Raw genomic sequence first — 16,333 nt, forward strand, 5'->3', positions numbered from 1 at the left:
AATAAAGGCATGATCACCATGACCACGAATACCCGCAAAAGACAGATGCATCTTGGCCTGTTCCTGCAAGGAGCCGGCCACCACGTTTCCGGCTGGCGTCACCCGGATGCGGAAGCCGGCAGCGAGAATTTCGACCTGTTGACCCGTGTCACGAAAATGGCCGAAGATGCCAAGTTCGACATGGTCTTTCTGGCCGATGGCCTCACAAGCGGCGTCGACGCCCATCCCTCGATGATCGCCCGTTTCGAGCCGCTTACCCTGCTTGCGGCGCTTGCCATGGTGACAAACAAGATCGGACTGGCCGCCACCGCCTCCACCACCTATGGTGAGCCCTACCACACCGCACGCGCCTTCGCCTCCATCGACCATCTCAGCCACGGACGTGCGGCGTGGAACATCGTTACCACCTCCTATGCCCGCACGGCGGCGAACTTCTCCAAGAGCCATCCCGAGCATGACGAGCGTTATGCCGTTGCGGAAGAATATGTGAACGTCGTGCGTGGCCTGTGGGACAGCTGGGACGACGACGCCTTCGTCAAGGACAAGGAAGGCGGCCGCTACGTCGATCCGCAGAAGGTCCACATTCTCGATCACGAAGGCAAATATTTCACGGTGAAGGGGCCGCTGAACATTCCGCGTTCGCCGCAGGGTCACCCAGTTCTCATTCAGGCCGGCTCCTCCGGCCCGGGGCAGGATCTCGCCGCCCGCACTGCCGATATCGTCTTCACAGCCCAGCAGGCCATTTCCGAGGCGCAGGCCTTCTACACCAGCCTAAAGGCGCGAGTGGAGAAATTCGGCCGCGATCCCGCAAGCGTTGCCGTGATGCCCGGTTTCATGCCCATCATCGGCAAGAGCTTCGAAGAGGCCGGCGAGAAGCTGAAGGAGCTGAACCGCTGGACCGACATCAAGAGCGCCATGCCGTTGCTTGAGGAACGCATCGGCCATAGCCTTACCGAGTATGATCTCGACGGCCCGCTGCCGGACCTGCCTATTTCCGACCAGTTGCGCAGCCGCGCCGAACTTTTGACAGAACTGGCGCGCCGCGAAAAGTTGACGATCCGGGAACTGGCGCTGCGCGTTGCAGCTGGTCGTGGCCACCATATCGTCATGGGCACGGCCAAGGACGTTGCGGATCGCATGCAGGAGTGGTTCGAGAACGGCGCGGCAGACGGCTTCAACGTCATGCCGCCCTTCTTCCCCGGCGGGTTGGAAGAATTCAACCGCGAAGTCGTGCCGCTCTTGCAGGAACGTGGCCTGTTCCGCAAGGAATACGAAGGCTCGACGTTGCGCGACCATCTCGGCATCAACAGGCCTGCCCTGCGGGCATAAAAAACGGATGCCCGGCGACGGGCATCCGTATGACAAGAGGCTCACGTGGAAGCAGGCTGTCGCCGATCCGTCAGGCTGCTTTCCTTCCCGACAGTTTCACACTGTGGCTCGTCCGCGACGAGTTGGATGAAATGGATGCCCCGTCGTCGCGCTGGGTCGCGCGGCGGTTCAGTTTGAACAGGCTGACCAGTTGCGCCAGCACATCCGCACCCTGGGCAAGTGTAGCGCTAATGGCGGTCGTGCGCGCGCTCATCGCCGCGTTCTCCTGCGTCATCCGGTCGAGCTGGTTGACTGCGCGGTTGATTTCGCTGATGCCTAAGGCCTGTTCATCGGCGGCCTTGGCGATCATATCGACATTGCCGTCAATGTGCTTCACCAGCGCATCGATCTGCTTCAGCGCCTCACCCGTCTCGCCAACAAGCCGCACGCCTTCCATAACTTCGGTGCCGGAATTGTTGATGAGCGCCTTGATTTCCTTGGCGGCACTGGCGGAGCGTTGCGCAAGTTCGCGCACCTCCTGTGCCACGACCGCAAAACCCTTGCCCGCATCACCCGCGCGCGCGGCTTCGACGCCCGCATTCAGGGCAAGAAGGTTGGTCTGGAAGGCGATTTCGTCGATAACGCCGATAATCTGGCTGATTTCCCGCGATGCCGTCTCGATGCGCTGCATGGCGTTGACGGTACGCCCAACGACTTCGGTGGAAGCCGCCGTTGACGTCCGCGCACTCTGAACGAGTTTTCGGGTTTCCTTGGTGTTTTCCGTCGATGCCCGTACGGTCGCGGTGATTTCTTCCAGCGCCGCCGAGGTTTCCTCCAGCGCCACGGCCTGCTCACGCGATCTTTCAGCGAGATGAACAGAGGCTTCGCTGACTTCCTGGCTGCTTCTGGTCAGGTCATCGGTCTGCCCAAGAACATTTTCCAGGGTTTTCTGGAATTCGGCGATGGACTTGTTGAAATCCCGTCTCAGCCCCTCGAACTCACCCACGAAAGGCTTGTCGAGCGTGACGCGGATGTTGCACTGGGAAAGACGCTCAAGCGCCGCGCCCAGTTCTTCCACCGCATGCACGCGGTCCGTTACATCGAAGGCAAATTTCACCACCTTGACGACTTTTCCCCGCTCGTCGATGATCGGGTTGTAGGACGCCTGGATGAAGACGCGTTTTTCGTTCTTGCCAAGCCGCATGAACTGACCGGTCGAGAACTCTCCCTTACCAAGATCCTTCCAGAAATTGCGGTACTCTTCGGACTGCACGTAGCCACGCTCACAAAACATCGAATGATGGTTGCCGATGATCTCTTCCGCCGTGTAGCCGAGTGCTGTGAGGAAGTTTTCATTCGCGGAGAGAATTTTCCCCTCGGGCGTGAACTCGATCATCGCCTGCGCACGCGAAAGCGCTGCCAGCTTGCCGTTATCCTCGGTGCTTCGGCGCTTCGTCGCCGTGATATCGGAAGCGATCTTGACCACCTTGTAAGGTTTGCCGAAACGAAAAACCGGATTGTAGGAGGCTTCAATCCAGATGTCGTCGCCGGTTTTCGACCGCCGCCGATATTGGCCCTGATCGTATTCGCCGCGTGAGAGTTTCGCCCAGAAGGCCTTGTATTCGGGTGACGCTGCATCTTCGGGAGACAGGAACATGCTATGGGGGCGTCCGATGATTTCTGATTGCTGATAGCCGACCGCCTTGCAGAAATTGTCGTTCGCTTTCAGAATTTTGCCAGTCAGATCGAACTCGATGATGGCTTGCGAGCGGCTTAGGGCATCAAGTACCGCAGATGCGTCCGTACCGAGTTTGAAAAATTGAGACATGTCTTTGAACTCCCAACAATAACTTGTATGCGGACCTTTCCTCCTCGATGCCAAAGAGATGAAAATAAAGGATCGGTCTGCGTGTACGCGAAACCTAGCCGGACACCGTTAAATAGCAATTAATGATGACCCATAACTATTGGTCCAATGACCGAAACTGTTGGCAAGAATACTTCAGACCGAGCTGCCTTTACCAACCCGTCCGCACCGGATGAGAACCGCTTATTTGCCACAGTGCTGATATTTCTGCCGCCGCAGAGCGATACGGGCTTTCATCGGTACGGCATTCATTGTTATGGCGGGCTTGAAAGATTTGTGTTGCAGGAGCGCCGATGACCAAAACCCTGAAATGCGACGTGCTGGTGATCGGCACCGGCATTATCGGTTCCATGGCGGCGCTTTACCTGCAAAATGCCGGGCGTGAGGTCTTTCTTCTGGAGCGCGGTGAAGTTGCCCGCGGCGCAAGCTCCGGTAATGCCGGCATCCTGGCCTTTCCCGAAATCATCCCCATTCCCGCCCCCGGCATCATGAGAAAAGCACCGCGCTGGCTTTTCGATCCGCTTGGCCCGCTCACTGTGCCGCCTGCTTATGCGCCGAAGATCGCGCCGTGGCTGTGGCGTTTCTGGCGCGCCAGCGCTGAGCGCAACTTTCGCCACGGCCTGAGAACGCTCAGCGAGATCAACCGGCTGTCTGCCACCGAAATGGCCCATGTCGCGGCCATGCCGGAGCTCTCGCACTTTGTCGCGAAAACCGGCACGCTCGATCTTTACGACAGCGAAGCCAGCCTCAACGCTGCCCGCAAGGACTGGGATGAAAAGGAACAGGCAGGCTTCTCTTCCAAGCGTGTCGCCCGCAACGAGATAGACGAATTGCAGCCGGGTCTTGCCCCGCAATTCCGCCACGCCATGTTCTCGCCTGATGGCTTGCAGGTCTCCGATCCCTACGACTTCACCCGTGCCATTTTCGACCTGGTGATCGCCCGTGGCGGAAAGCTGCGCAAGGGCGAGGCAGAACGCATCGACGCCGTCGGCGAAAGTACGATCGTGACCCTGGAAAACGGCGACAAGATCGACGCCGACAAGGTGGTGATCGCCTGCGGCGCGTGGTCCAAGCCGCTTGCCGCAACACTTGGCAACATCGTGCCGCTGGAAACCGAACGCGGCTATAACACCACCCTGCCCGCCGGCGCCTTCAACCTCACGCGCCAGCTTTATTTCAACGACCACGGTTTTGTCGTTACACCGCTATCTTCCGGCATCCGCGTTGGCGGCGCAGTCGAGTTGGGCGGTCTGGAGTTGAAGCCGAATTTCAAGCGATCCGAGGCCATGCTCAAAAAAGCCGGTCGTTTCCTGCCCGGTCTCAAGGTTGAAGGCGGCCAGCAATGGATGGGGTTCCGCCCTTCGATGCCGGACTGTCTTCCCGTCATCGGCACCGCGCGCACAACACCTTCCGTCATCTATGCCTTCGGCCATGGTCATTTGGGGCTGACGCAATCGGCAGCTACCGCCCGCCTCGTGACGCAACTGGCAAACGGCGAGGAGACCGCAATATCGGTCGATCCGTTCCGTCCGGGGCGTTTTTCCTGACAATGCGGAAATCCGGTTTCAAGCCGGTTAGAGTTTCTACGGTTTAGCGGACGCCTGCACGCTATTTCACCTGCTGTACGGAATCTTCCGGAAACTCCACCGTGGCGAAGGATGGATAGACCTTTCGCAGGATGGTCACCTGCTGCTGATCGCTCACACGCAGCAAATACCATTGCGTACCGTCGATAAGCGCCAGGGTATGGGATTTCGCTTCGATCGTCTGGCCGCCGGTTTCCATCACCGTTTTCGTCGGAACGAGCGCATAGGGCGTTCCATCAGGCGTCTGCTGCACACTGATCGCCGCCGTGTCCATGGTGAATTCGGTGATCTTGACCGCTGCAAGCGCCATTTGCATCTGCGTGGTCAGAGCGCTACGCAACTGCCCGACGGAAACACCCGCGTCGTTTGCAATGAATTCAAAGATTTTCGGCGGCACCGTCCGGCCGACAAAATCAAAATCCTGCGCATTCAAGGCGGCGCTGAACCGCTCTATCTGTGTTTGCAGCTTGTCTTGCTCAGACGGCAAAAGATCGCGCGACAAAGCGGGATGCGACATCACCGCCAACAATAACAGCCAGGCAAACAGGCGTTTCATTGCTTCGCCTTTCCGGGTTTGGGCTTGCCTGTTGCAAGGCATCGCAACGTCCGCGCCGCGACACGCTTGTGAACAGCGTTGCTCAGCGCAGCAGAATGAAACCCGCAGCCGAAAGCACGAGGAAAACGATAAGGCCGCCAAGGAAACCCACGGACGTGAAGAAACCCGCGACCATGGCCAGCATCAGCACGCAGACCAGCATCGTGCCGTACTTCGTCATGGCAAGAAAAGCGTTGTAGGTCTTTTCATGCTCGGCGTAGTTCATCTCGGCGCCAACTTCGACCGGACCTGTGTGGTGTTCGCTCATTCCGCTTCCCCTTCTGCTCCATCCGCCATACCCGCCGCACAAGACAATTTGCCCTGCGGACGATAACGGGCCCATGCCGGATTCTCCGGAGCCAGAGGTAACATGAAGTCGGCGAAAAGTGCAATGCGTTCCACACGAAAGAACATCGATGACAAGCGGGGCAAACGGTATGCCGTGCAAAGCGTGCCGTCGTGCAACATTCTTTTGTAAACGGTTGAAAACGGCGGCCATACGGCCGGTTTAATAGTGGTTTCGGTTGCTTTTCGGACAGCCTGCCCATACACGGGATTCTGTGGGGAGGAACGCCGGAATTTGGCTGTGCGGATACGCGTGGAGGCGTGCCCGTCACGATGGCCGACCGGCTTGCTTGCCACCATAACCCGCAAAGGGCCCGGCAAGGGAAGAGGGGAAAGTCATGAAACCGCTTTTGAAATTAAGTGCGCTGATCGACCTTGTCAGCGAAGCTCTGGGCAAGGTCGCCGGTTATCTGGTGCTTGTCTGCTGCCTCGTCAGCGCCGGAAACGCCATGGTGCGTTATACCTTCAACTATAGTTCAAACGGCTGGCTCGAAATCCAGTGGTACATGTTTGCCTTCATCGTGCTGGTGGGTGCGTCCTACACGCTGCGCATGAATGAACATGTGCGGGTGGACATCATCTACGGGGCTATCTCGTCTCGCACGCGCCTGTGGGTGGACATCATCGGCATCGTACTTTTTCTTATGCCCGCCTGCTTTTATCTGGCCTGGCTTTCCTGGCCGATGTTCATGCTTTCCTGGCATCAGAACGAAATGTCCTCCAATGCGGGCGGGCTTATCCGCTGGCCGGTGAAACTCATCATCTTCGCCGGTTTCGCCCTTCTGGTTCTTCAGGGATTTTCCGAACTCATCAAGCGCATCGGCGCCCTCAACGGGCTTTATGCGCTCGATACGAAGTACGAAAAACCCCTGCAATGATCGCCGCGATCTGAACCTTCAGGATATTTCCCATGTTCGAATATGGAATTCTTCCGCCACTGATGTTCCTCGGCATGATCATCTTCATGCTCTACGGATTTCCGGTTGCTTTCTCTCTTGCCACCGTCGGTCTGGTTTTCGGCGTCATCGGCATCTTCACCGAGCATTTTTCGCCGGCCTTCCTTCAGGCCTTGCCGCTGCGCATCTTCGGCATCGTCTCGAACGACCTGCTGCTCGCCATTCCGTTCTTCACCTTCATGGGCGCGATCCTGGAGCGATGCGGGCTTGCCGAAGATTTGCTTGAAGGCACAGGCAAGCTGTTCGGCGCCATTCCGGGCGGCCTCGCCTATGCCGTCATCATCGTCGGCGCAATCCTTGGCGCGATCACCGGCACGGTTGCCGCCTCCGTCATCACCATGGGCGTCATCTCGCTGCCGATCATGCTGAAATACGGTTACAATCCGCGCCTCGCCACCGGCGTCATCGCCGCATCCGGCACCATCACGCAGGTCATTCCGCCTTCGCTCGTGCTGATCGTTCTTGCCGACCAGCTCGGCAAATCCGTCGGCGACATGTATCTCGGCGCAATCGGCCCGTCGATCCTGCAAGTCGCCATCTTCATGCTCTTCATCCTGTTCATGTCGATCGTGCGGCCGAAGGATTTGCCTGCTTTGCCGCCAGAAGCGCGGGGCGAACTCAACCGTGCACTGGTATTTCGCGTGCTGGCGGGCATGGTGCCCTCCATCGTGCTGATCTTCCTCGTGCTCGGCACCATCTTCCTCGGCCTTGCAACACCAACGGAAGCCGGCGCGCTCGGCGTCGTCGGCGCCATGGCGCTGGCCGCAGCCCACCGCCGCCTCACCTGGGATCTCGTCAAGCAGGGTATGCATTCCACCATGCACATCACGTCCATGGTGGTGTTCATTCTGGTAGGCGCCACCTGCTTTTCCCTCGTCTTTCAGGGCATGGACGGTTCGCTGTGGATCGAGCACATGTTGTCGGGCATTCCGGGCGGCCCGATCGGCTTCCTGATCTTCGTCAACATCTTCATCTTCTTCCTCGCCTTCTTCCTCGATTTCTTCGAGATCGCCTTCATCGTTATCCCGATGCTCGCACCCATCGCGCAGGCGCTCGGCATCGACCTGATCTGGTTCGGCGTGCTGATCTGCATCAACATGCAGACCAGCTTCATGCACCCGCCCTTCGGTTTCGCGCTGTTCTACCTGCGCTCAATCGCGCCGCGCACGGTCAAGACCTCGGATATCTACATGGGTGCCATTCCCTGGCTCGGCATGCAGCTCATCCTCGTCGCCATCGTGATCTTCTGGCCGGAATCCGTCACCTACTGGTTGGACAAAGCACCCCAGGTGGACCTCAACTCCATCAAGATCGAAGTGCCTGCCTTCGGCAATCAGGGCGGCAACACCATGCCCAATTTCGGCCTGCCAGGAGGCCAGCCGGGTGGGTTGCCAGGCATGCCTAACCTCGGTGAACCACCGAAGATCGGGCCTTAACCGGCGTCTTTTACGGATTTTTCAGAGAACTGATCATTGCTGAGTGGAAGACAGGGTTGCACCCCTGCCTTCCATTTACTCTGTGTGAAAATTGAACCTGACAGTCATCGACCAGCCTGTCCGGTTTTTCCGAGGTCAGCGCGGCCAATCATTGCCGAGACTGCGCTTGGTCACTGAGCCTGCTGCTTTTGCTTCCGACAGCCCCAATCGTCAATCGCCCTTTCCTATCGGGCGGATGCAGGCGCGACGGCACAACAAAAACCCCGGGGACCGAAGTCCCCGAGGCTTTTGTCCGGTCCGCCGCACCGAATAATCAGAGCTTGCCGTTACGCTGCTGGATCATCATGAAAGTATCGAAAGTATATTCCGCAAGCTGCATCCACAGGTAACCCTCGCGCTTGAAGGCAACCTGATCCTCGTAGATCTTCTTGAAGTCCGGGTTGGTTGCTGAAATATTGGCATAGACTTCCAACGCTGCCTTATAGCAGGCCTCGAGGATTTCCTGGCTGAAGGGCCGCAGCACCGCACCTTCCGAAACCAGCTGCTTGATGGCGATCGGGTTTTTCGCGTCATATTTCGCCATCATGCTGGTATTGGCGAAAGCGCAGGCATCCTGCAGCACCGTCTGGTAGTTCTTCGGCAGGCTGTTCCACTTGTCCAGATTGACGAAGGAATGGATGACCGGTCCGCCTTCCCAGAAGGCCGGGTAATAATAATATTTCGCCACCTTCTGGAAACCGAGCTTGTGGTCGTCATACGGACCAACCCATTCGGCGGCATCAATAGTGCCTTTTTCCAGCGCCGGATAGATATCGCCGCCAGCGATCTGCTGCGGGACCACGCCAAGCTTTTCCACCACCTTGCCGGCAAGACCGGCAATGCGCATCTTCACACCCTTGAAATCGTCGACGGTGTTGATTTCCTTGCGGAACCAGCCGCCCATCTGGGCGCCGGTATTGCCTGATATCATGCCGTAGAGATTGTGCTTGGCGTAAAACTCGTTGAGCAGCTTGTTGCCGTTGCCTTCATAGAACCAGGAATTGGTCAGGCGGGCATTAAGACCGAACGGTATCGCCGTGCCGATAGCGAAGGTCGGATCCTTGCCGACGTAATAATAGGAGCAGGTATGGCACATTTCCACCGTACCCGATGATACGGCATCGGCCGCCTGCAGGCCGGGCACGATTTCGCCAGCCGCAAAGGGCTGGATGGTGAAATTACCGTCGGTAGCGGCCGCCACATGTTTGGCAATATCCTCGGCGCCGCCATAGATTGTATCGAGAGACTTCGGAAACGACGACGTCAGTCGCCAGGTGATCTTGGTATTCTGTTGTGCAATTGCGGGCGCAGCCAAGGCTGTCGCAGCAGCCCCCGCCAGCGCACCTTTTTTCATAAAGGAACGGCGATCCATCTATATCCTCCCAGATATCAACGCTGCCCGCAGCTTGAATTCCCCTCGTGCTGTTCAGGCATCGCAGCAAAGTAAGCACGGTTACCGCCCAGCTGACAAGCACCCGCGTCAAGAATTAATTGCCGGAAAACCAGCCATATCAGGATTTTTTCGGCGGCCTCTTCGCTATTTTATTTGCAACTGAAATATCGCGACGCCGCCTTATACTTTAGCCGCATATATTGCGTTCCGATGACGAAACACATGCTTGACTCGGCCCGCTGGCAGTCGCACAAATTTTCGAAGATTCGCCCCCGGAGCCACCATGCCAAAACCGATTATCGCCGTCCCCGCCGACATCCGGCATTTCACCGGAGCCGACTGGCACGCCGCGCAGAACCAGTATCTTTCCGCGGCGCTGAGGGTGGCTGATGTCATGTCCTTCATCGTTCCGGCCTTCGAGGACGGCAATGAGGTCGATGCCATCCTCGACCGGGTCGATGGCTTGCTCGTCTCCGGCTCGGCCACAAATGTCCACCCTTCTCTTTACGGAAAAGAGGCAAAGGAGAGTGACGGTCCGTTCGATCCAGCCCGCGACGCCACCAGCCTGCCGCTGATCCGCCGGGCGTTGGAACGCGGCATTCCGATGCTTGCCATCTGTCGCGGCATTCAGGAGCTGAACGTCGCGCTGGGCGGCACGCTTGCTTCCGAAATTCAGGAACAGCCCGGAATTTGGGACCACCGCAAGCCGGAACATGAGGACCGCGACGTGGCCTTCGCCATCCGCCAGTCGGTGCATGTGCGCGAAGGCTCCTGCATTGCACAGCATCTTGGCATGTCGGGAGAAATCCAGATCAATTCGCTGCACCGGCAGGCAATTGCCGAGACCGCGCCACGCCTGCAGGTGGAGGCGACAGCGGCAGACGGCACGATCGAGGCCGTTTCCGTCATCAATGCCAAGGGCTTTGCCGTCGGTGTGCAATGGCACCCGGAATATTGGGCCGAGACAGACGCACCCTCGCGCGCTTTGTTCGAAGCTTTTGGCAAGGCAGTTCACGAGTACCGGAACAGCAAGACCTGAAACCGACCCCTCCCCTCCAAGGCCATTCAGGTCCTTGTCGATAGGACAAAAAAAGGGGCAAGCCTGAAGGCCTGCCCCAGGTCCGGGAGGAGGAGTGCTTAGCGTTTTGCGCGTTTCTTCTGGCGGTAGACGTCAGCGACGACCGCAGCCACGATGATCAGTCCCTTGACGATCTCCTGGTAATAGGCATCGACCCTGAGGAACGTGAAACCGGATGTCATGACACCGAGAATGATGGTGCCGATCACTGTGCCGGTAATACGGCCAGCACCGCCGGCGAGCGAAGTGCCGCCGATAACGGCCGCGGCGATGGCGTCGAGTTCATACATCACACCCATGCCGGCCTGCGCCGTCTGTGCACGGGCAGCGGTGACGACACCAGCAAGACCGGCCAGCATGCCGGCAATGGCATAGACCTTGATCAGATGCGCCTCGATATTGATACCGGAAACGCGGGCGGCCTGCTGGTTGGCGCCGATGGCATAGGTGAACTTGCCGTAACGGGTGTAACGCAGCGCGACGTGGAAAATAACCGCGACGACGAGGAAAACCACGACCGGCCAGACACCTGTACCGATGAAGGTGAAACCGTCAGTCAGACCGGAAATCGGTTGGCCCTTGGTGTACCATTTGGAAAGGCCGCGCGCCGTCACCATCATGCCCAGGGTTGCGATGAAGGGCGGGATTTTCGTGCGAGCTATAAGCTGCCCGTTGATGAAACCGGCCAAAGCGCCAGCGAGAATGCCGACAGCCAGCGGCATGAAGAAAGGCAGATCGGTCAGACCCGGGTAAAGCGCCCGCGGCCATGTGGAGGACTGCCCCACGCTGGCAGACAACATCGCCGTCAGGCCGACGACCGAACCGGAGGACAGATCGATGCCGCCGGTGATGATGACCTGCGTGACGCCGACGGCGATGATGCCGATGACGGACACCTGCAGGATCATGATCGTCAGGCGTTGCTGGTTCATCAGAAAGCTCTGGCCGATGAAAATCCAGCCAAGAATTTCGTAAACCAGCGCGATGCCAATCAGCACGAAAAATATATTTGCTTCGGGCGGTATGCGCCTGTGCGGCTTGCGCCCGGATTTTGCATCCAACTCTGCGTTGGCGGCGGCGTTCGTATTCATAGTCATTCCTCCTCGAGAAATCCCGGCGCGCCTCACCGCGATGCGAGATCCATCACTTTCACCTGTGTGGCTTCACTTCTGTCAAGGAAGCCCGTCACGCGACCTTCATGCATGACCATGATACGGTCGCTCATGCCCAGAACCTCCGGCATTTCGGAGGAAATCATGATGACGGCGACGCCATTGCGCGCCATCTCGCCAACCAGCTTGTGGATTTCGGCCTTTGCGCCAACATCGATCCCGCGCGTCGGCTCATCCAGAATGAGGATGCGTGGCTGTGTCAGCATCCAGCGCCCGATCAGCACCTTCTGCTGATTACCGCCCGACAGGTTTTCGATGCGCTCGTAAAGATTGGGCGTCTTGACCCGGAGCTTGCGGCACATGTCGTCGCAGGCTTCCGAAAGCGTCTTTTCCTGCACGAAGCCGTTGGCGACATATTTGTCCTGTAGAACCGCGATCTGCATGTTCTCAAGAATATTGAGGATCAGCAGGCAGCCGGTATCCTTGCGGTCTTCCGTCAGGAACGCCATGCGGTGACGGATCGCCTCTGTCGGACTTGCGATCGACACAGGCTTGCCGTTGATTTCCACAGTGCCCGAAGACGTCGGCGTAACGCCGAACACCGTTTCCGCCACGTTCGAGCGGCCTGAACCGACAAGGCCGGCGACACCTAGAATTTCCCCGGCGCGAACATCAAATGACACGTCATGGAAGACGCCGTTCAGCGTCAGATTCTTGACCGACAGCACCACATCGCCGATCGGAACCTCTTCCTTCGGGAACATCTGGGTAATTTCGCGCCCCACCATCATGCGGATGATGTCGTCTCGCGTCACATCGGTGGACGCGTGGGTGCCGATATATTTGCCGTCGCGAAAGACGGAAAACTCATCGGCGATCTCGAAAAGCTCATTCATCTTGTGAGTGATGTAGACGATGCCGATACCGCGGTCCCTGAGGTCGCGGATGATGCGGAACAGATGTTCCACCTCGCGCTCCGTCAGCGCTGACGTCGGTTCGTCCATGATGAGAACGTCGGAATCGTAGGAAACCGCCTTGGCGATTTCGACCATCTGCCGGCTTGCGACCGATAGTTCGCCGACACGCATTTCCGGATCGAGATCGATACCGAGCCTTTCGAGCAATTTCTGGGTGCGGCGATACATTTCGCCATGGTCGATAAAGCCCAGTCGGTTTTTTGGCTCTCGGCGAATCCATATATTTTCCGCCACCGTCATATAGGCCATCAGGTTGAGTTCCTGATGGATCATCGCAATGCCGTTTTCGAGCGCATCAAGCGGTGAATCGAGGCGTATCGCAGCGCCCTTCAGGCGAATTTCTCCGACATCCGGCTGGTAGATACCTGCCAGAATCTTCATCAGCGTCGATTTACCGGCGCCATTCTCACCCATCAGCGCATGCACGGTGCCGCGCTTGAGGTGGAACGAAACGTCATCCAGCGCGACAACGCCTGGAAATTCCTTGCGTATGCCGTCCGCTGCGAGAAGATATTCTGCATTGGGCACGGCGCCGCTGGCGCGCACGGCGGCCATTGTCGATGGGCTGACGACCATCTTATCCTCCACGATAGACAAAAATGACCGGAGAAGAGGTTTCGCCAAAAGGCGCCCATCCTCCGGGGAGGCCTACAGCGCCGTGCCGATCAAGACACACATAAGCGCTGTAACACTTTGAATTCACTGAAATACTATTCTAGCCTGGTTCAACTCGGCGTCTGAGACGCCGACTGCCGTCCAGAACCGGCATTTGCTTCCGATATTGCTTGAAACGGTCGCAAATGCCGGTAAAGGGTCGTCAGTTCTTGGCTACGTAGTCCTTGACGTTTTCCGGGGTAACGAGCTGGAAGGGAATGTAGACCTTCTTATCCACCTTGTCGCCCTTGACGAGCTTCAGTGCGGCATCGAGAGCACCCTTGCCCTGGCCAGCCGCATCCTGGAAGACCGTCACGTCGAGATCGCCTGCCTGCATGGCGGCAAGAGCGTCCTGCGTGGCGTCCACACCGGCAACGACATATTCCTTCATGTCCTTGCCCGCGGCCTTCAGAGCCTGGATAGCGCCGATCGCCATTTCATCGTTATTGGCGATGACAGCATTGAACTCGATACCGCCGGACAGCCAGTTGGTGACGAGGTCGGAACCCTGCGTGCGCTGCCAATTGGCCGTCTGCTCTTCAACCACGGAAATGCCCTTGCATTCATCGGTTTTCAGAACATCGTGAACGGCCTGCGTGCGCATGCGCGCGCCCTGATTGGACAACTCGCCCATCATGATCACGGCCTTGCCCTTGCCACCGAGAAGGCGGCAGACTTCCTTGGTTTCAAGCGTGCCGGCCACGGTTTCTTCCGATGCCACGAAGGCCTGGCCGTCTGGCAGGGAATCCACGTTTACCGGCTGGCGGTTGACGTAAACCAGCGGAATCTTGGCTTCAGCGGCAAGTTTCGACATGGCCGCCGTCGCATCCGTATCAACCGGATTGACGATGATCGCATCGACCTTGGAGGCGATGAAATTCTGGATCTGGCTCTGCTGCTTGGCAACGTCGTTCTGCGCGTCCTCAACTTGCAGGGTGACGCCCTTCAGCTCCTTGGAATAATCCTGCATGCCGTTGCGCAGCACGGTCAGGAAGTTGTCGTCGAACAGGGCCATCGAAACACCGACGGTCTCGGCATGTGCCGCTGTGCCCAAAAGCACAGACATAGCCGCACTGATAATAAGCTTTTTCATTGTTTTCTCCTCCTCGGTGTCCAGCGCCACCTCTCCCAGCCGGAAACGGACCCGAGAGCCCGCCGCTAACTCCTCACATCCAGAAAACGGAATAATGAAACCGAATTTCTGTTGTTCGATATATTTATTCCATTTTTGGTTCGAACGTCAATGCTTTCTTCGTGGCCGTGAAGCGAGACGGCACACAAGGCGGTGATGACCAGGAGTTTTCAGAGAAAACGGGGATAGCCCCCTCCGCCCTGGCGTGGGCGGAGGGGGCTCATGCGCTTGCTGAGCACTTTCGCGGAAGTCGCTGGGCTGCCTGCGATAAAACATCACGGACAAGTGGAAGAGTTGGACGGGCGCGAAAGACGCGCCACGTCTTAATCGTGAAAACCGGGCATCACATCCGCCGGAATGGGGCAGACATAATCACTGCCCTCGGTTTTCTCCAGCCATTCTTTTTTGACACTTTCAAGCAGCTCGGGCGAGGTCATCAGCGAAAGACCTGTCGATGCGAGCGTCTTGGCGGCGTGTGCCATGGCTTTGTGGGCGGCCGGGCTTTTGCCCTGCGCCACCACCTGCCATGTATGCGGATTTGTCCCGATTGCCCATGCGGGCGTCCAGCATTGCGCTGTTGGCGTTACCCAGCTGACATCACCGACATCGGTCGATCCGGCACGAAAATGCGACTGCCCCTCGAAATCGCGCAGGCCGAGATGCAGCGGCGTCGACCCGTCGATCTTCCCGTTGGAAAAGACGTCGCCCTTGATCTGGTAGAGCCGGATGCTGCTTTTGATCGCCTCTTCCGTGAATGTGTCCTGAATGACCTTGGCGAAGGCCTGATCGGCCTCGTCGAAGGCTATGGGTCCAAGCGCCACCATGTTTTCATGCATCGCCGTTTCGAGTGTGATGTTGGGCAGGAGATTGGTGGAGGCGGTATCGAAGACGATCTCCACCTCTGTTTCGGTCATCATGGCCGCACCACGCGCGACCTTGTCCACACGGGCTGCGAGATCGAGCGCCTGGCGCATTTCAGGTGCGCGGATCAGATAGAGCACTTCGGCCTTTGCCTGCACAACATTTGCCGCTTTGCCGCCGGCATCGGTGATCGCATAATGCACCCGACAATCCTGCGGCATGTGTTCGCGCAGGAAATTGACGCCAACATTCATCAATTCGACAGCATCTAGCGCCGAGCGACCAAGATGGGCGGCGTTGGAAGCATGGGAAGCAACGCCCTTGAAACGGTAAAAATATTCCAGCACCGCGAGATTGTTGGTGGAGCGTACGCCGTTGAAGGGCGCGGGATGCCACGTCAAAGCCGCATCGACATCGTCAAACAGACCGGCGCGCACCATGAAAGTTTTGCCGGAACCGCCCTCTTCGCCGGGGCAGCCATAATAACGCACCGTGCCGGGCAGGTTGTTGGCTTTCAGATGCCGGGCAAGTGCGATGGCGGCCATCAGCGAGCCGACGCCGAGCAGATTGTGGCCGCAGCCATGGCCGGTGGCGTCGGGTTGAAGCGGTTTTGCCTCAGCCACGCCGGCCATCTGGCTCATGCCAGCAAGCGCGTCAAATTCGCCTAGGAAGGCAATAACCGGCATGCCGTGGCCGAATTCACCGATGAAGGCCGTGTCCATGCCAGCTACACCGCGGCGGACCACAAAGCCGTTCTCCTCAAGCGCGTTTGCCAGAACCCCGGCAGATTGCCTCTCCTCGAATTTGAGTTCGGCAAAATCCCAGATGCTGTCGCTCAAAGTGGTGAAATGTGGCTTCATTGACTCGATTTCGGCGGCAATCGACATCACGGCTTCACGGTTCATGGCTTGTCCTCGCATTCCTGCCCTTTAAGGGCGCACGCAAACGCTTCGGCGGGGGGCCGCCAAATCATTACGGTCATGATGGCAAATGC

13 protein-coding genes are annotated in these 16,333 nt (G+C 58.1%); 5 read left to right on the forward strand and 8 right to left on the reverse strand.

What is annotated here, in order from left to right:
• Positions 1 to 9: 9 nt before the first annotated feature.
• Positions 10 to 1,329 carry an LLM class flavin-dependent oxidoreductase gene (locus AC1DCP_RS10375; protein WP_003510972.1) on the forward strand — a complete coding sequence of 440 codons (1,320 nt, stop codon included), beginning with the start codon at positions 10 to 12 and terminating at the stop codon, positions 1,327 to 1,329.
• 70 nt (positions 1,330 to 1,399) lie between these two features.
• On the opposite strand, the gene AC1DCP_RS10380 is transcribed toward AC1DCP_RS10375, so the two are convergent.
• Positions 1,400 to 3,136: a methyl-accepting chemotaxis protein gene (locus AC1DCP_RS10380; RefSeq protein ID WP_019564699.1), complete on the reverse strand. Its 1,737-nt coding sequence runs from the start codon at positions 3,134 to 3,136 to the stop codon at positions 1,400 to 1,402.
• 332 nt (positions 3,137 to 3,468) lie between these two features.
• Here AC1DCP_RS10380 and AC1DCP_RS10385 point away from each other — a divergent pair, with 332 nt between their 5' ends.
• Positions 3,469 to 4,722 carry an NAD(P)/FAD-dependent oxidoreductase gene (locus AC1DCP_RS10385; protein WP_476774254.1) on the forward strand — a complete coding sequence of 418 codons (1,254 nt, stop codon included), beginning with the start codon at positions 3,469 to 3,471 and terminating at the stop codon, positions 4,720 to 4,722.
• Between the two features lie 61 nt (positions 4,723 to 4,783).
• On the opposite strand, the gene AC1DCP_RS10390 is transcribed toward AC1DCP_RS10385, so the two are convergent.
• Positions 4,784 to 5,317 carry a hypothetical protein gene (locus AC1DCP_RS10390; RefSeq protein WP_035199477.1) on the reverse strand — a complete coding sequence of 178 codons (534 nt, stop codon included), beginning with the start codon at positions 5,315 to 5,317 and terminating at the stop codon, positions 4,784 to 4,786.
• 82 nt (positions 5,318 to 5,399) lie between these two features.
• Complete coding sequence (locus AC1DCP_RS10395; RefSeq protein WP_003510978.1) at positions 5,400 to 5,624, reverse strand: aa3-type cytochrome c oxidase subunit IV; 225 nt, start codon at positions 5,622 to 5,624, stop codon at positions 5,400 to 5,402.
• A 415-nt stretch (positions 5,625 to 6,039) separates the two neighbouring features.
• Here AC1DCP_RS10395 and AC1DCP_RS10400 point away from each other — a divergent pair, with 415 nt between their 5' ends.
• On the forward strand, positions 6,040 to 6,579 hold the full coding sequence (locus AC1DCP_RS10400; protein WP_003510982.1) for a TRAP transporter small permease subunit: 540 nt from the start codon (positions 6,040 to 6,042) through the stop codon (positions 6,577 to 6,579).
• Positions 6,580 to 6,611: 32 nt separating this feature from the next.
• On the forward strand, positions 6,612 to 8,093 hold the full coding sequence (locus tag AC1DCP_RS10405) for a TRAP transporter large permease (RefSeq protein ID WP_003510985.1): 1,482 nt from the start codon (positions 6,612 to 6,614) through the stop codon (positions 8,091 to 8,093).
• Positions 8,094 to 8,406: 313 nt separating this feature from the next.
• Here AC1DCP_RS10405 and AC1DCP_RS10410 read toward each other — a convergent pair whose 3' ends face one another.
• Entirely contained in the window at positions 8,407 to 9,504 is a 1,098-nt protein-coding gene (locus AC1DCP_RS10410) for a TRAP transporter substrate-binding protein (RefSeq protein WP_003510986.1), read from the reverse strand.
• A 304-nt stretch (positions 9,505 to 9,808) separates the two neighbouring features.
• Here AC1DCP_RS10410 and AC1DCP_RS10415 point away from each other — a divergent pair, with 304 nt between their 5' ends.
• Positions 9,809 to 10,564: a gamma-glutamyl-gamma-aminobutyrate hydrolase family protein gene (locus AC1DCP_RS10415; RefSeq protein ID WP_112959465.1), complete on the forward strand. Its 756-nt coding sequence runs from the start codon at positions 9,809 to 9,811 to the stop codon at positions 10,562 to 10,564.
• Between the two features lie 98 nt (positions 10,565 to 10,662).
• Here the strand turns inward: AC1DCP_RS10415 and AC1DCP_RS10420 are convergent, their stop codons facing one another.
• The 4 genes from AC1DCP_RS10420 to AC1DCP_RS10435 all read right to left on the reverse strand — a co-directional run bounded on the left by AC1DCP_RS10420 (position 10,663) and on the right by AC1DCP_RS10435 (position 16,244).
• Entirely contained in the window at positions 10,663 to 11,694 is a 1,032-nt protein-coding gene (locus tag AC1DCP_RS10420; RefSeq protein WP_003510990.1) for an ABC transporter permease, read from the reverse strand.
• Positions 11,695 to 11,726: 32 nt separating this feature from the next.
• On the reverse strand, positions 11,727 to 13,268 hold the full coding sequence (locus AC1DCP_RS10425) for a sugar ABC transporter ATP-binding protein (RefSeq protein WP_112959466.1): 1,542 nt from the start codon (positions 13,266 to 13,268) through the stop codon (positions 11,727 to 11,729).
• Positions 13,269 to 13,509: 241 nt separating this feature from the next.
• On the reverse strand, positions 13,510 to 14,439 hold the full coding sequence (locus tag AC1DCP_RS10430) for a sugar ABC transporter substrate-binding protein (RefSeq protein ID WP_003510994.1): 930 nt from the start codon (positions 14,437 to 14,439) through the stop codon (positions 13,510 to 13,512).
• A 362-nt stretch (positions 14,440 to 14,801) separates the two neighbouring features.
• Positions 14,802 to 16,244, reverse strand: coding sequence for a M20 family metallopeptidase (locus AC1DCP_RS10435; RefSeq protein ID WP_112959467.1), 1,443 nt, complete (start codon positions 16,242 to 16,244; stop codon positions 14,802 to 14,804).
• Between the last annotated feature and the right edge of the window lie 89 nt (positions 16,245 to 16,333).

The organism is Agrobacterium sp. 10T429 (genome assembly GCF_056393925.1).

Coding starts and splice junctions, on each gene's coding strand:
- AC1DCP_RS10375 (WP_003510972.1), top strand. CDS start 10: ATGATCACCATGACCACGAATACCCGCAAAAGACAGATGCATCTTGGC.
- AC1DCP_RS10380 (WP_019564699.1), bottom strand. CDS start 3,136: ATGTCTCAATTTTTCAAACTCGGTACGGACGCATCTGCGGTACTTGAT.
- AC1DCP_RS10385 (WP_476774254.1), top strand. CDS start 3,469: ATGACCAAAACCCTGAAATGCGACGTGCTGGTGATCGGCACCGGCATT.
- AC1DCP_RS10390 (WP_035199477.1), bottom strand. CDS start 5,317: ATGAAACGCCTGTTTGCCTGGCTGTTATTGTTGGCGGTGATGTCGCAT.
- AC1DCP_RS10395 (WP_003510978.1), bottom strand. CDS start 5,624: ATGAGCGAACACCACACAGGTCCGGTCGAAGTTGGCGCCGAGATGAAC.
- AC1DCP_RS10400 (WP_003510982.1), top strand. CDS start 6,040: ATGAAACCGCTTTTGAAATTAAGTGCGCTGATCGACCTTGTCAGCGAA.
- AC1DCP_RS10405 (WP_003510985.1), top strand. CDS start 6,612: ATGTTCGAATATGGAATTCTTCCGCCACTGATGTTCCTCGGCATGATC.
- AC1DCP_RS10410 (WP_003510986.1), bottom strand. CDS start 9,504: ATGGATCGCCGTTCCTTTATGAAAAAAGGTGCGCTGGCGGGGGCTGCT.
- AC1DCP_RS10415 (WP_112959465.1), top strand. CDS start 9,809: ATGCCAAAACCGATTATCGCCGTCCCCGCCGACATCCGGCATTTCACC.
- AC1DCP_RS10420 (WP_003510990.1), bottom strand. CDS start 11,694: ATGAATACGAACGCCGCCGCCAACGCAGAGTTGGATGCAAAATCCGGG.
- AC1DCP_RS10425 (WP_112959466.1), bottom strand. CDS start 13,268: ATGGTCGTCAGCCCATCGACAATGGCCGCCGTGCGCGCCAGCGGCGCC.
- AC1DCP_RS10430 (WP_003510994.1), bottom strand. CDS start 14,439: ATGAAAAAGCTTATTATCAGTGCGGCTATGTCTGTGCTTTTGGGCACA.
- AC1DCP_RS10435 (WP_112959467.1), bottom strand. CDS start 16,244: ATGAACCGTGAAGCCGTGATGTCGATTGCCGCCGAAATCGAGTCAATG.